12 protein-coding genes are annotated in these 13,934 nt (G+C 65.1%); 3 read left to right on the forward strand and 9 right to left on the reverse strand.

The features are described 5' to 3' along the window. Positions 1–24 precede the first annotated feature (24 nt). The 6 genes from LK12_RS20280 to LK12_RS20305 form a co-directional block, all read right to left on the reverse strand. The gene (locus LK12_RS20280) at positions 25–288 is read right to left on the reverse strand and encodes a DksA/TraR family C4-type zinc finger protein (RefSeq protein WP_039288311.1); all 264 of its coding nucleotides are present in this window, start codon (positions 286–288) and stop codon (positions 25–27) included. A gap of 96 nt (positions 289–384) precedes the next feature. Then, positions 385–1,317 carry an SDR family NAD(P)-dependent oxidoreductase gene (locus tag LK12_RS20285; protein ID WP_039288315.1) on the reverse strand — a complete coding sequence of 311 codons (933 nt, stop codon included), beginning with the start codon at positions 1,315–1,317 and terminating at the stop codon, positions 385–387. Between the two features lie 129 nt (positions 1,318–1,446). Then, positions 1,447–2,661 (reverse strand): CaiB/BaiF CoA transferase family protein, encoded by a 1,215-nt coding sequence (locus LK12_RS20290; protein ID WP_039288318.1) that lies wholly within the window; start codon positions 2,659–2,661, stop codon positions 1,447–1,449. Then, positions 2,662–3,684: an alpha/beta hydrolase gene (locus LK12_RS20295; RefSeq protein WP_039288321.1), complete on the reverse strand. Its 1,023-nt coding sequence runs from the start codon at positions 3,682–3,684 to the stop codon at positions 2,662–2,664. A 110-nt stretch (positions 3,685–3,794) separates the two neighbouring features. Next, the gene (locus LK12_RS20300) at positions 3,795–4,919 is read right to left on the reverse strand and encodes an FAS1-like dehydratase domain-containing protein (RefSeq protein WP_039288324.1); all 1,125 of its coding nucleotides are present in this window, start codon (positions 4,917–4,919) and stop codon (positions 3,795–3,797) included. A gap of 120 nt (positions 4,920–5,039) precedes the next feature. Next, positions 5,040–6,614: an acyl-CoA synthetase gene (locus LK12_RS20305; RefSeq protein WP_039288327.1), complete on the reverse strand. Its 1,575-nt coding sequence runs from the start codon at positions 6,612–6,614 to the stop codon at positions 5,040–5,042. 122 nt (positions 6,615–6,736) lie between these two features. On the opposite strand from LK12_RS20305, the gene LK12_RS20310 reads away from it, so the two are divergent. Together LK12_RS20310 and LK12_RS20315 are read left to right on the forward strand one after the other, a co-directional pair. After that, positions 6,737–7,537, forward strand: coding sequence for an IclR family transcriptional regulator (locus tag LK12_RS20310; RefSeq protein WP_039288328.1), 801 nt, complete (start codon positions 6,737–6,739; stop codon positions 7,535–7,537). A gap of 76 nt (positions 7,538–7,613) precedes the next feature. Continuing rightward, positions 7,614–9,317 (forward strand): FAD-binding protein, encoded by a 1,704-nt coding sequence (locus tag LK12_RS20315; RefSeq protein WP_039288331.1) that lies wholly within the window; start codon positions 7,614–7,616, stop codon positions 9,315–9,317. A gap of 10 nt (positions 9,318–9,327) precedes the next feature. Here LK12_RS20315 and LK12_RS20320 read toward each other — a convergent pair whose 3' ends face one another. Further along, positions 9,328–9,780 carry a MaoC family dehydratase gene (locus tag LK12_RS20320; RefSeq protein ID WP_039288333.1) on the reverse strand — a complete coding sequence of 151 codons (453 nt, stop codon included), beginning with the start codon at positions 9,778–9,780 and terminating at the stop codon, positions 9,328–9,330. Continuing rightward, positions 9,780–11,621, reverse strand: a complete 1,842-nt coding sequence (locus LK12_RS20325) for an acetyl/propionyl/methylcrotonyl-CoA carboxylase subunit alpha (RefSeq protein WP_039288335.1) — start codon at positions 11,619–11,621, stop codon at positions 9,780–9,782. Before LK12_RS20325 ends, LK12_RS20320 begins: the two co-directional genes overlap by 1 nt. 168 nt (positions 11,622–11,789) lie before the next feature. Here LK12_RS20325 and LK12_RS20330 point away from each other — a divergent pair, with 168 nt between their 5' ends. Then, positions 11,790–12,152, forward strand: coding sequence for an endonuclease domain-containing protein (locus tag LK12_RS20330; RefSeq protein ID WP_231568428.1), 363 nt, complete (start codon positions 11,790–11,792; stop codon positions 12,150–12,152). A 71-nt stretch (positions 12,153–12,223) separates the two neighbouring features. Here LK12_RS20330 and LK12_RS20335 read toward each other — a convergent pair whose 3' ends face one another. Next, complete coding sequence (locus LK12_RS20335; protein ID WP_039288338.1) at positions 12,224–13,825, reverse strand: carboxyl transferase domain-containing protein; 1,602 nt, start codon at positions 13,823–13,825, stop codon at positions 12,224–12,226. Positions 13,826–13,934: the final 109 nt, after the last annotated feature.

Here is a 13,934-nt window from a genome sequence, read left to right on the forward strand (position 1 = left end):
GTCACGGACAACCGATGAGCAGACTCAACGCAGCTGACTGTCCTTGCTGCCTCGCCGATTGAAACCGGACGATACCGCCTTGGTATCCCGCGTCGACTGGCAAGGGACGCAGGTTCGCACCCCCGGCACCGCCTTGCGACGGGCCTCCGGAATCTCCTCTCCGCACGACTGGCAATGGGTCAGCCCCTCACCGCTCGGCATTCTGGAGCGGGCGAACTGGACGGCATCGTTGACGGTGTCGTCGATCTGATCCTGAACGGCACCGTCGCGGCTCCATCCTCCGGCCATATCGATGCTCCCTTCTGAACTCGTCAAAAAGCAGAAAATAGGATTCGGCGGCCCGAATTTCAGCCCCTGCTGCGGCGCAGGCACTCCGCAGCAGGATCAAATGAGGACGTCGCCCTGCTGCGCCTTGCCGATCATGCCGAAGCCATGAACGAGGTGCTCCAGCTGGCCGTCGGGCACGGGCGGGAAGGCAAGCTCCTCGCCGCCGGTGCGGATCGCCTCGATCTGGGCGGCAACGTCCTCCAGCGACCATTCCGGCCGGTAGAGTCCCTCGTTCTCCGCGACCCAGGCGCGCGCGAGGCGGCCGCCCATGGCGACGTACATCTCGCCCGTCGCGGCGCAGTCCTCGTGGCACAGGTAACCGACCATCGGGGCGACCTGTTCGGGCGTCATCGGCGGGAACTTGCTGGTATCGATCCCGTCGGACATGCGCGTCACCGCTGCCGGGACGATCAGGTTGGACTTCACGTTGTTGTTCTGTCCCTCGATCGCGGCGGTGTTGGACAGGCCCATGAACCCGGCCTTGCAGATCGAGTACGTGACATTGTCCGACTTGCCGTAGAGCCCGTTGATCGAGCTGGTGAGGACGATGCGCCCGTAGTTCTGCGCCATCATGTGCGGGAAGGCCTCGCGCACGACGTGATAGGCGCCCTTGAGGTGGACATCGAGAACGGCGGCGAAGTCCTCGTAGGCCAGTTCGCACAGGCTGCCGCGCCGGACATTGCCCGCCGAGTGGATCAGGATGTCGATCCGGCCGAAGGCGTCGAGCGCAGACTGGATGATCGCCTTGCCGCCTTCGGGCGTCGCCACGGAATCGGTGTTGGCGACCGCTTCGCCGCCCATGGCGCGAATTTCCGCGGCCAGTGCCTCGGCCGGACCTTCATCGGTGGCATCGCCGGCCATGGAAACGCCCGGATCGTTGACCACGATCTTGCAGCCGCGGCTGGCCAGCAGCAGCGCATGCGCCCGGCCCAGCCCGCGCCCGCCGCCGGTGATCACCGCAACGCGGTTGTCGAAACGAAGATCGGGCATGAGGTCTCTCCTTGAACTTTCAGAACCACCCCCACCGTTCGTGTCGAGCGTAGTCGAGACACGTCAGCGCAGGGTCGGCGTGTCTCGACTACGCTCGACACGAACGGGACTTGAGACTGCTAAAAGCAATTATGCAATCACTCCAGCCGCCCGCAGGGCTGCAATCCGCTCGGGCGAAAGTTCCAGCACGTCGGACAGGATCGTCTCGGTGTGCTGGCCCAGTACCGGCGGCGCCTCGGGCACGGGCTGCTCGGCGTCGGTAAAGCGGATAGAGCGGTTGACGATGGGGATCGACCCCAGTGTCGCGTGCTCGGTCTGCACCACCATGTCGCGCGCCACCGCCTGCGGCTGGCTGAGCGCCTCTGTCACGCCCAGGATCGGTGCGTGCGGCACTTCGTGCTGCGTGAATATCTCGACCAGATCATCGACCGTGTGCTGCTCGGTAAAGGCCGAGACGATCGCGTTGACCTCCTCGCGCGCATCGCGGCGTTTTTCGAGCGTGTCGTAGCGCGGATCGTCGGTCAGTTCAGGCCGCTCGATCGAGCGGCAGACACGGCTCCAGAAGGCCGGCGTCAGGCAGGCGACGACGATCGATCCGTCGCTTGCCGGAAAGATGCCGTAGGGCACGAGGTTGGGATGCTGCGAGCCGACGCGCTGCGGGTCCTTGCCGGTGAAGAACGCCAGCTGCGCGATGTAGCCCAGCATGCCCATCAGCCCGTCCATCAGGCTGACATCGATATGCCGACCCACGCCGGTGCGCTCTCGCTCGTACAGCGCGGACAGGATGCCGATGGGGCCGTTGATGCCCCCCACCAGATCGCCCAGCGGGATACCGAGCTTCATCGGCAGACCATCGGGCTCCCCGTTCATCGAAAGCGCACCGCTCATCGCCTGCAGCACGATATCGAAGCTGGGGCGGTCCTTGAGCGGGCCGGTCTGTCCGTATCCCGAGATAGAGCAATAGATCAGCCGCGGATTGATCGCCTTCATCGTCTCGTAACCGAGACCGAGGCGGTCCATCACGCCGGGCCGGTAGTTCTCGACCAGAACGTCGCACTTCGCGGCGAGGTCCTTGACGAGAGCAATGCCCTCCTCGCTTTTCAGGTCGACGACGATCGATCGCTTGCCACGGTTGATGGCGAGATAATAGTGGCTCTCGCCGTCGCGCATCGGCGGGAAAGTCCGCGTCTCGTCGCCGGTGCCGGGCGGTTCGATCTTGAACACTTCGGCGCCGAGATCGGCCAGCGCGAGGCTCGCGGCCGGCCCCGCCAGCACGCGCGTGAAATCGAGTACGCGCACACCGGCGAGCGGGCCTTTCCATGGAGTGTCCGGGCTGTCGGTCATCTAGGCGAGGTTCTCCCGGAAGAAGGCGATGATCTGGTCCACTGCATCGCGTCCTTCAGGCATGGTGACCTGATAGTGGTAGCAGTGCCCCATGCTTTCGCCGACGATCAGCGTGGAGCGTACCCCGGCCTTCAGGAGCTGCGAATTGGTGAAGATCGCCGGGCTGAGATCGAGTGCGCGGGTGCCGGTGATGATCAGCGTGGGCGGGAAAGTCGCCAGCGTGTCGAGGTGATAGCCCGGCCAGGCGCTGGGATCGTTCTTCTCGTCGATCCCGTCGAAATAGCCTTTGGTAATGTCTTCCAGCTCGCTGCCATCGGCAGGCGGCGGCGGGAAGGACCCGTCGATATAACCTGCGGTCCAGGCGGATTCACCAGCATGGAACGGCACACCACCCGCGCCGAATATCCCCACGGCACCGGCTTGCGGCAAGCCGTGCGCGGGAAGCCAGGCCGCAGCCTGCGCCGTCAGCGCACCGCCGGCAGACCCGCCGTAGATGCCGATCCGCCCGGGCGCATAGTCTTCGAGCAGCGCGGCATAGACCGAGGCGACGTCCTCGACGCCTGCAGGGTGCCGATGCTCCGGCGCCATGCGATAGTTCACGCTGACGATGCGATAGTCGGCAAGCACGGCCATCGGGATCGATTCCACCAGCGCCACGCCGTCCCAGCCCACCGTGAAGGCGCCGCCATGCAGGTTGATCAGCACGCGGTCGGGATCATGGCTGCCGTCAGCCGGGGTCACGTCGAGCACTTCGACCCCGCCCAGTTCGGCCTTCTCGATGTTCACCGCGAACATGTCACGCAGACGCGCTATCTGCGGAGCCATGAAGGCATTGATCTGCTCGCGCCGCGTGGCCGTATCCACGTCGCCGCCGGCTGCATCGAAGGCGGGCACGGTAGCCCGGCGGCGCTGCGCCTCGGCAGCCGGTTCGCTCAACAGATCCGAAACCGGCAGGACGAATGCCGGGACATGAACGTCGCCATTGGGCTGGAATACCGGCTTGGCGGGTTGCTGCTCTTCCATGATCCTCTCCTTCTCGCATTACCGGTCTTTTACGAACACGGCCCGGACCTTGGGTAAAGGCCCGGGCCGAAATCGCTTTGCCAGCTTTGGCGAAAATCGCCGCAACGCGATCAACCCTTGCTGGGCAGTTCCGCAACGGCAGTGCCGAAGGCCGAGAGTTCGCCGCGGTGCGTGGTCGCCTTCTGCTCGACTTCGACGTACTTCTTGCCGTTCTCTTCGAACTTCTTCGTCACTTCGCCGGTGATGATGATCGCATCACCGTCCGGGTTGTGGCGGCGGATCTGGCAGTTCGACTTGTGCAGGAAGCCGTCGTCGCCGATCCAGTTTGTCATGTGGTGCGTCAGCCACGAGCAACGCTCTGGTCCGTAGTCGTAGGCACCCGGCGCGCCGACTTCGAGAGCGAAGGCTTCGTCCCAGTGCACGCGCTCGGGGCAGTCGGGCACGTTGAAGCGGTTGCGGATGCCGAGACCCGGGTGCGCCTTCTGCATCTTGTAGGCCAGCTTGTTGGCGCGGATGTAGAGGCCGCCCCAGCCCTGGGCGTAGCAGATGAAGCCGGTGACGGTCATCGGGCCCTTCATCATCGGCGGCAGCTTGTCGCCGACGTTCACGTCCTCGAAGTAGCGCGGGGCATTGCCGCGGATCTCTTCCTGGTCGTAGATGTCGTAGAACTCGTCGAGCTGCTCCTGGGTGAAGGGCTCAACGCGGCCGCGCGCTTCGGTGTACTTGGTGCCACGCTCGCGGGCTTCGTCGCGGTCGGTGCGGAACACCCAACTATCGGCGCCGGCAACGTGATCGCCGTTCTGGTTGAAGAAGTCGACATGATAGATCTGCTGGAACGAGCGACCGGCGAACTTGGTCTGGTGCTCGACGAGATCCTTCAGGTAGGCCTCGGTGCGGATGGTGTCGTTGCGCAGGACCGGCTTGTGCCAGGTCCAGTCGGCACCGGCCCACATCGCGTGGACGCCCGAGAGACCACCGCAGTAGCCCGAAACGATACGGCTGGTGGTGAAGAGGAACGAGGGCAGAGCAACGAGCGTGCCGTACTTGGTCTTCTCGGCGTACTCGGGCTCGCACCACAGCGGATTGTCGTCGCCGATGCCGTGGGCATAGTGGCGGATCGCGTCGCGGGTGGCTTCGTAGTTCCAGGGCTCGACCGTGTTCTCGATCTTCACGCCGATACGCTTGCGCAGATCGTCGAGGCCTTCCTCGGTGATCTTGGGGAATTTGGCTGACATTATTCTTGGCTCCTCAAAAACTTTTCGACTCTGAACAACGGTCCGTTCGGTTCGAGCGAAGTCGAGAACCGTTCGTGCAGGGTGTCTCGACTTCGCTCGACACGAACGGGAAAGGTTGGGCTATCCCGCCGCAGCCGCCGCGCGTTCGGCTTCCAGGTCGCGCAACTTCTTGCGGTGGACCTTGCCCGCCGGGTTCTTCGGCAACTCGTCGACATATTCGACGATCCGCGGGAATTCGTGCTGGGCAAGGCGTTCGCGGGTGAACTCCTGCAGTTCCTTGGTCAGCGCATCGCTGCCTTCGCAATTGGCGACGACGAAAGCCTTCACGACCTGGCCGCGCTTCTCGTCCGGCACACCGATCACGCCGCATTCCATCACATTGTCGTGGCGCAGCATGGTGTTCTCGATCTCGACCGCGGACATGGTCCAGCCTGCCGAGATGATCACGTCGTCGGCGCGTCCGCAGTGGTAGAAATAGCCGTCCTCGTCGGTCTTGGCGCGGTCCTTGGTGGTCATCCACCCGCCGCCGCGCCAGAGCATGAGTTCACCGATCTCGCCCGGATCGCACACCGTGCCGTCGGGGCGGTGGACTTCCAGCTTCTGGCCCGGAACCGCCTTGCCCAGCGAGCCGGGCTTCACCACGAAATCCTTCGCGCCCGGATAGTTCACCAGCACGACGCCGATCTCGGTGGTGCCGTACATCGAGCAGGCCGGGACCTTGAAATACTCGTCGATCCATTCGAGCGTTGCTGGGTCGATCGGCTCGCCGGTGAACGACAGCTTCTCGAAATGGAACGTGAAGTCGCCGCCCTTCCCGCTGTTCTTCATCATGCGGTAGTGGGTGGCGGCGGCCGACATGTTGGTGATCTTGAAGTCGTCCAGCGCCTTCATCAGGCGGACCGGATCGAAGCGGCCCGCGAAGGTGCCGGTGGTCACACCCATCGCCAGCGGGGCGAGCGTGCCGTGCCACAGGCCGTGGCCCCATGCGGGCGAGGACGGGCAGAAGAACTCGTCGCCCGGACGGATGCCGGTGCCGTAGAGCGCGGCGAACATCAGCGTGACGAGCGTCTTGTGCGAGTGCTTGACCGCCTCGGGCAGCTCGCGCGTGGTGCCGCTGGTGTACTGGAAGACGGCCATGTCGGTGGCCTTGGTCTTCGGCGTATAGGTGGTGGGCAGATCCTTCAGCGTCGCCAGAAACGCCTCGTCCGCGACGATCACGCGCGGGGTGCCGTCGTCGTTGGCAACCGAACGGGCGAGCTCCGCCTTCTCCGAATTGGTGATGAGGACCGAAGGATTGCAGTCGCCCACGCGCAAACGAAGCGCATCGGGCCCGAACAGCGTGAACAGTGGCACCGAGATCGCACCGGTCTGCATCGCGCCGAACAGGCACACATAGAAAGGCAGCGAAGGCTCGAGCATGAAGGCGATCCGCTCGCCCGGCTTCACGCCTTCGGCATCGAGCCAGTGCGCGAACTGCGCAGCGCCCGACGAAATCGTGTCGAAGCTGAGGATCTCGTCGTGACCGTCCGCATGAGCGATCCGCACCGCCGGACGGCCCGAACCGTCGGCATGGCGCGTAATGCACTCGTGCGCGATGTTGAGATGCTCGCGGCCCCCGTCGAACAGCTCCCACAGCGCGGCCGAGGAGGCATGCGCCTGCGCATCGGCATAGCTCGTGTAATCGGTCAACTTCACCCGGGACTCTCCCTTTGCAGCGTTCGTCGCAGATACCGACTCACGCCTTGTCCACATCTTGGGCGGCGCAATGGCACAATTTGCTTGTTGTTGCAAATATTGAACGCTATTCAACATATTGAATGACTGAATCCAGCGATCCATCCGCCGCCGACACGGCGAAGACCAGCAAGGCGCCTGCGATTGCGCGCGCCGCGGCCGTCCTGCGCCTGCTGGGCAAGAGCGACACGCCGCTGGGCGTGCAGGCCATCGCCCGCGAGCTCGGGCTGGTGCCCAGCACCTGTCTCTATGTGCTGCGGGCGCTGGTGACCGAGGAGCTGGTAGCCTTCGATCCCGCCACCAAGCGCTACACGCTCGCCTCGGGCGTGCTGACGCTGGCGCGCAACTGGCTGCGCCGCGACCAGTTCAACGATCTTGCCCAGCCCGCGCTCGACCGGATCAGCCAGGAGTTCGGACTCACGACACTGGGCGTGCAGATCTTCGGCCTGCAGCACATCGTCGTGACCGCGATGTCGCAATCGAGCCAGAACTTCCAGCTTTCCACCCAGGTCGGCAGCCGTTTCCCGGCGCTGGTCTCGGCAACCGGCCGCTGCATCGCCGCCTACGGCAATTACCCAGACAGCGAGTTGAAGCCGCGCTTCGCCAAGCTGCGCTGGGACGAGGCGCCCACGTGGGAAGAGTGGAAAGCGCAAGTGGAAGAAGCGCGCGAGACGGGCATCGCCGTCGACGCCGGCCACTACATCTCGGGCGTTACCGTCGCTGCAGCGCCCGTCTGGAAGGGTGGACACAGGGACGGCGCCCGTCCCACCCATGCGCTTGTCGCCATCGGCCTCGGCGCGGCGGTACGCGGAGAGAACCTGCCGCACCTGCGCGAAGCCCTGCTCAGTTCCGCCCGCAGCCTGACAGAACAACTGTCGGATTGATTCCCGACATCTGTCGTGGACAGGCCCGGCGTTCTTGGGCAACCCTCTCCCGCAAAGAGAAAGAGGAGAGGACGCCATGGCCAGCAGCTTGCCGGCACAGTGGGATGCGGAAGTCGACTTTGTATCCGTGGGATCGGGCATCGGCGGTCTTTCCGGCGCCATTGCCGCGCATGAGCACGGCCTTTCCGCCATGGTGCTCGAACGCGCCGACCAGCTGGGCGGTGTCACCGCGCTCTCGATGGGCGAGGTCTGGGTGCCCGGCAACGCCCATGCCCGCGCGCTCGGCATAGAGGACAGCGCCGAAAGCGCGTTCCGCTACGTGCGCCAGCTCTCCATGGGCTATGGCGAGGATGCGCTGATCCTCAACCAGGTCGTCCATGCCGCGCCTGCCCTTGCCTGGTTCGAGGACCGCATCGGCCTGAAGATGAAAGTCATCCGCGGCTGCCCCGATTACTACCGAGGCCACAGCAACGACGCGGTTTCCGAAGGCCGCCTGCTCGAGCCCGCGCCCTTTCGCGGCGAAGCGCTGGGCGAATGGCAGGAGCGAACCCGCGTCTCGCCGCAGGTTCCCTATGGCCTGACCCACGACGAGATCTACGCCATGGGCGGCACCTGCAACGTGATGCACTGGGACTATACCGAAATGGCGCGCCGCCTTTCCGAGGACGAGCGCTGCCTCGGCCCGGCGCTGGCGGCCTATTTCGTGAAGGGCGTGCTCGACCGGCCGATCCCCGTCGAAACGGGCGCCGAAGTGCGCGAAGTGCTCACCGACGGCGATCGCGCGGTCGGCGTGCGTTACGTGAAGGACGGGCGCGACCACTTCGTGAAGGCCCGGCGCGGAGTCCTCGTCGCGGTGAGCAGCTACGACCGCAACCCGGAACTCACCCGCACGCTGGGCCCGCAGCTCGATCCCGGTTCGATGGTCACCTTCGGAACGGTCGACGGCGCCCACTTCCGCCTCGTCGGTCCGCTCGGCGCGCGCATTGCCCGCATGCCCGACGTGACCATGCTCGGCTACAACATCCCCGGCGAGGAAACCGAGGACGGCACACCCCTGTGGCGCGGCGGCATGACCTTCATCGGCCTGCCGCATACCATCGTCGTCAACCGCGCCGGCAAGCGCTTCGCCAACGAGGGGTTCTACCGCTCGATCTACTATGCCGTGGACGCGATCGACGGCGGCACGCAGACGCACCCCAACTTCCCGGCCTGGGCAATCCTCGATTCTCAGGCCCGCGCCAAGTACCCGCTCGGCTCGATCATGCCCGGCGATGAAGTCCCTGAAGCAGTGGCCGTGAAGGCCGATAGTCTTGCCGAACTGGCCGCGCTGACGGGGATCGACCGCGACGGACTGGAAGAGACCGTCGTGCGCTTCAACCGTTTCGCGGAGGCAGGCGTGGACCCCGACTTCAACCGCCACGCCTACCCCTGGGGCGCATGGCTGTGCGGCGACGCCAACCACAAACCGCACCCGCAGCTAGGCCCGCTGCTCAAGCCGCCCTTCTATGCGCTGCGCTTCAAGCGCCTGACCGGATCGGCCATCGCCTCGACCGGCATCGTCACCGACCGTCATGCCCGCGCGGTGAACTGGGACGGGGAGCCGATCGAAGGACTCTATCTCGCCGGCAACTCGGTCGCGCGGCTCGACAACGGCGCGGTCATGCAGAGCGGCATGTCGAACGCGCGCGGCATGACGCACGGCTGGCTCGCGGCGAAACATGCTGCGGGAGAACCCAGCGACCTGCTGGACCGGGCTCTGGCGGCACACGCAAGCGCTTGATCAGGACGCGCTAGGCATCCTTCTTCTTCAGCAGCACCGTGCGCAGCATGGAGAGTGCCGTCTCGCCGCGCTGGTTGGTCAGTTCGTGCTTGAACACGACAATACCCTGCGTCGGGCGCGACTTGCTTTCGCGCATCTCGACCACTTCGCTCGAGCAGGTGAGCGTATCGCCGATGAAGGTCGGCTTGGGCGTCACCACCTTGTCGAAGCCGAGATTGGCAACAAGTGTGCCGACCGTGGTGTCGGCAATCGACAGTCCCACCGCGAGGCTGAACGTGAACGTCGAGTTCACGAGGATTTGCCCGAACTCGCTGGCTTTGGCGGTCTCGGCATCGAGATGCAGCGGCTGCATATTGTGCGTCATCGCCGAGAACATCAGGTTGTCGGTCTCGGTGACCGTGCGGCTCGGCTGGTGGACGATCCTGTCGCCCACGTTCCATTCGTCGAAGAACCGGCCCGGCATTACTCGCTCTCCTCGATCATCACCAGCAGTGCATCGACCTGCACCTGCGCACCTGCGCTGGCATTGAGTTCGGCCACCGTACCGTCGAACGGGGCGGTGAGCGTGTGCTCCATCTTCATCGCTTCGAGCGTGAGCAGCTTCTGGCCCTTGATCACGGCATCGCCCTTCTCGACCTCGACCGAGATGACCTTGCCCGGCATCGGCGCGACGATCGCGCCCGAGCCGTCGGCAGCCCCATGCGCGGCATCCTGACGCCAGGGCGTGAGCAGCCAGGCCTGGCCCTGCTCGGTCACCAGCACGCCGGTAGCCGGTTCGTCGGTGCCCATGCCGGTCAGGTCTACCTCGACCTTCTCGCCGTCGAGCAGGAACCATGCTGCACGTTGGGGCGCAGCATTGAGACGGAACCCGGCCATGTCGGTCGCGGGCACGAGTGCATCAGCGGCGGCCTGCAGCACATCGTCGGACGGCACCGGCGGCTCGGCCATTTCCTCGCCGTCGCGGCCGATCAGCCCGGTATCGACATTGCCCGCAGCAAAGTCGGGATGCTGCAGTGCCTTCACCAGGAACGAGGCATTGGTCTTGACCGGCCAGACGGCGCTGTCGGCCAGCATGTCGCCAAGACGTTCGCGCGCTTCGCTGCGGTCCTCGCCCCAGGCAATGACCTTGGCGATCATCGGATCGTAGTGCGGCGAAACTTCCGCGCCTTCGTAGACGCCGGTATCGATACGCCCGCCGTCGGCCTCGCCGAACTGCAGCAGATCGAGCTTGCCGATGCTCGGCAGGAAGCCCTTGGCCGGGTCCTCCGCATAGAGGCGCGCTTCCATCGCCCAACCGTCGATAGTCAGGTCTTCCTGGCTCATCGGCAGCGGCTCGCCCGAGGCAACGCGCAGTTGCCATTCGACCAGATCGACACCGGTGATCTCTTCGGTAACCGGGTGTTCGACCTGCAGGCGCGTGTTCATTTCCATGAACCAGATCTTGTCGGCGGAAAGCTTGCCCGAGCCGTCGGCAATGAACTCGATCGTGCCCGCACCAACGTAGTCGACGGCTTTTGCTGCACGCACTGCTGCAGCGCACAATGCCTCGCGGGTGTCGCTGTCCATGCCCGGCGCGGGAGCTTCCTCGATCACCTTCTGATGGCGGCGCTGCAGCGAGCAGTCGCGCTCGAAGAGGTGGACGACATTGCCGTGCTTGTCGCCGAAGACCTGCACTTCGATGTGGCGGGGCGAAGCGATGTACTTCTCGATCAGGACGTGATCGTTGCCGAACGAGGATGCCGCCTCGCGCTTGCACGATTGCAGTGCGTCGGCGAAGTCGTCTTCGCTCTCGACAAGGCGCATGCCTTTGCCGCCGCCGCCCGCGACCGCCTTGATCAGCACCGGATAACCGACCTTGCCCGCCTCGTCGGCCAGTACACCCGGCGACTGGTCCTCGCCCATGTAGCCCGGCGTCACCGGCACCTTGGCCTCGGCCATCAGCTTCTTGGCCGCATCCTTGAGACCCATCGCGGTGATCGAGTCCGGGTTCGGCCCGACCCACACGATTCCCGCATCCATGACCGCCTGCGCGAACGCGGCATTCTCGGAAAGGAAGCCATAGCCGGGATGGATCCCCTCGGCGCCGGTCTGCTTGGCCGCGGCAATGATCTTCTCGCCGACCAGATAGCTTTCGCGCGTCGGCGCCGGGCCGATGTGCACGGCCTCGTCGGCCTCCTGCACATGCAGCGCCTGCGCATCGGCATCGGAATAGACGGCCACGGTGCGGATGCCGAGTTCACGCGCGGTGCGGATGACCCGGCAAGCGATTTCGCCACGGTTGGCGATGAGGAGGGATTTGATCATGATTTAACTCCCAATCCCCATCCGAATGCCGGAAACCCGTTCCTCCCCGAGCTTGTCTCGGGGAGGTGGCTCGCGAAGCGAGACGGAGGGGGAACTGCGATGTTCAAAAACGTGGCGCCCAAGCCGAAGGCTGGCGGCATCGACCGGGCGCGGAAGCTGAGAAGCGAAATGTCGCTGCCGGAAGGGCTGCTCTGGCGTGCGTTGCGCAAGCATCCGGACGGACTGAAATTCCGCCGTCAGCACCCGAGTGGCGCGTATATTCTGGATTTCTATTGCGCCGATGCGCGGCTTGCCATCGAGGTGGATGGCATGGTCCACGGCATGGGTGACAACCCGGACCGGGATGACGCGAGAGATCGTTGGTTTGCAAGTGCGGGCATTGCGACCTTGCGCATTCCGGCAAGCGCGATTCTGGATGACCTTGAGGCGGCCTTGGCCCTGATCGTTGCCGAAGCACGGGCGCGGCTCCCCCTCCACCACCCGGCTATGCCGGGCGGTCCCCCTCCCCGAGACAAGCTCGGGGAGGAATGAGGCGGACAGGTTCCTCCCCGAGCTTGCTCGGGGAGGGGGACCATCCGCAGGATGGTGGAGGGGGAAATCCATCACATCCGGAACACGCCAAACTGCGGACGATCGGGGATCGGCGCCTCGAGGCTTGCCGCCAGCGCCAATCCCAGTACATCACGGGTCTGGGCCGGGTCGATCACGCCGTCGTCCCACAGGCGCGCGGTGGCGTAGTAGGGGTTGCCTTCGTCCTCGTACTTCTGGCGGATCGGCGCCTTGAAGGCCTCGGCCTCGCGCTCGTCCCACTTGGCTGCGTCGCGGTGGACGGTGGCGAGCACGCTGGCCGCCTGTTCGCCGCCCATCACCGAGATGCGCGCATTGGGCCAGGTGAAGAGGAAGCGCGGGTCATAGGCGCGGCCGCACATGCCGTAGTTGCCCGCGCCGAAGCTGCCGCCGATCAGCACGGTGATCTTGGGCACCGTCGCGGTGGCCACCGCCGTCACCAGCTTGGCACCGTGCTTGGCGATACCCTCGGCTTCGTACTTGCCGCCGACCATGAAGCCCGAGATGTTCTGGAGGAACAGCAGCGGGATCTTGCGCTGGCAGGCGAGCTCGATGAAGTGCGCGCCCTTCTGCGCGCTTTCGGAGAACAGCACGCCGTTGTTGGCGAGGATCGCCACCGGCATACCGTGGATATGCGCGAAGCCGCAGACCAGCGTGTTGCCGTAGAGCGCCTTGAACTCGTGGAACTCGCTGCCATCGACCACGCGGGCGATGACCTCGTGCACATCGTAAGGCGCGCGCACGTCTTCGGGGATGATCGAGTAGAGCTCTTCCGGATCGTACTTCGGCGCACGCGGTTCCTGCAGCGGCAGGCCATGCTGGTGGACCGGGCCGAGATGGCTGACGATATCGCGCACCACGGTCAACGCGTGCTCGTCGTTGTCGGCAAGGTGATCGGTCACGCCGGACTTGCGGGAGTGCAGATCGCCGCCGCCAAGGTCCTCTGCCGAGATCACTTCGCCGGTCGCAGCCTGCACCAGCGGCGGGCCGGCGAGGAAGATCGTGCCCTGCTCCTTCACGATCACGGTCTCGTCGCTCATCGCCGGCACATAGGCACCGCCCGCGGTGCACGAACCCATGACGCAGGCGATCTGGGCAATGCCCTTCGCGCTCATGTTCGCCTGATTGAAGAAAATGCGGCCGAAGTGGTCGCGGTCGGGGAAGACTTCCGCCTGGTGCGGCAGGTTCGCCCCGCCGCTGTCAACGAGGTAGATGCAAGGCAGGTTGTTTTCCTCGGCAATCTCCTGCGCACGGACGTGCTTCTTCACTGTCATCGGGTAATAGGTGCCGCCTTTGACGGTGGCATCGTTGCACACGATCATGCACTGGCGGCCCGAGACGCGGCCGATGGCCGTGATGATCCCGGCGCCGGGAATGTCCTCACCATAAAGCCCGTTCGCGGCGAGCTGGCCCAGTTCGAGCAGCGGCGAACCGGGATCGAGCAGGCGCTCGACGCGATCGCGCGGGAGCAGCTTGCCGCGGCTGACATGGCGTGCGCGCGACTTCTCGTTGCCGCCCAGCGCCGCGGTCGCGACCTTCTCGTGCAGATCCTTCGCCAGAGCGCGGTTGTGCGCGTCGCGCGCCTTCGCCTCCGGGCTTTCGAGGTTCACGTTGGTTGGGAGCACCGGCGCGCTCATGCCCTGATTTCCTTCCCGGCTACGATTTGCATCAGCCTCTTCCCGCAGGATTTCGATTTACAGCGTCTATCTATCCGACTCGCCAGAGCAGCGGAAATTGAAAGTTTGC

It is taken from the genome of Novosphingobium malaysiense, from assembly GCF_000802225.1.
In the GTDB taxonomy this organism is placed as follows: Bacteria; Pseudomonadota; Alphaproteobacteria; order Sphingomonadales; family Sphingomonadaceae; genus Novosphingobium; species Novosphingobium malaysiense.

Coding starts and splice junctions, on each gene's coding strand:
- LK12_RS20290 (WP_039288318.1), bottom strand. CDS start 2,661: ATGACCGACAGCCCGGACACTCCATGGAAAGGCCCGCTCGCCGGTGTG.
- LK12_RS20310 (WP_039288328.1), top strand. CDS start 6,737: ATGACTGAATCCAGCGATCCATCCGCCGCCGACACGGCGAAGACCAGC.
- LK12_RS20325 (WP_039288335.1), bottom strand. CDS start 11,621: ATGATCAAATCCCTCCTCATCGCCAACCGTGGCGAAATCGCTTGCCGG.
- LK12_RS20335 (WP_039288338.1), bottom strand. CDS start 13,825: ATGAGCGCGCCGGTGCTCCCAACCAACGTGAACCTCGAAAGCCCGGAG.
- LK12_RS20315 (WP_039288331.1), top strand. CDS start 7,614: ATGGCCAGCAGCTTGCCGGCACAGTGGGATGCGGAAGTCGACTTTGTA.
- LK12_RS20330 (WP_231568428.1), top strand. CDS start 11,790: ATGTCGCTGCCGGAAGGGCTGCTCTGGCGTGCGTTGCGCAAGCATCCG.
- LK12_RS20295 (WP_039288321.1), bottom strand. CDS start 3,684: ATGGAAGAGCAGCAACCCGCCAAGCCGGTATTCCAGCCCAATGGCGAC.
- LK12_RS20280 (WP_039288311.1), bottom strand. CDS start 288: ATGGCCGGAGGATGGAGCCGCGACGGTGCCGTTCAGGATCAGATCGAC.
- LK12_RS20320 (WP_039288333.1), bottom strand. CDS start 9,780: ATGCCGGGCCGGTTCTTCGACGAATGGAACGTGGGCGACAGGATCGTC.
- LK12_RS20285 (WP_039288315.1), bottom strand. CDS start 1,317: ATGCCCGATCTTCGTTTCGACAACCGCGTTGCGGTGATCACCGGCGGC.
- LK12_RS20300 (WP_039288324.1), bottom strand. CDS start 4,919: ATGTCAGCCAAATTCCCCAAGATCACCGAGGAAGGCCTCGACGATCTG.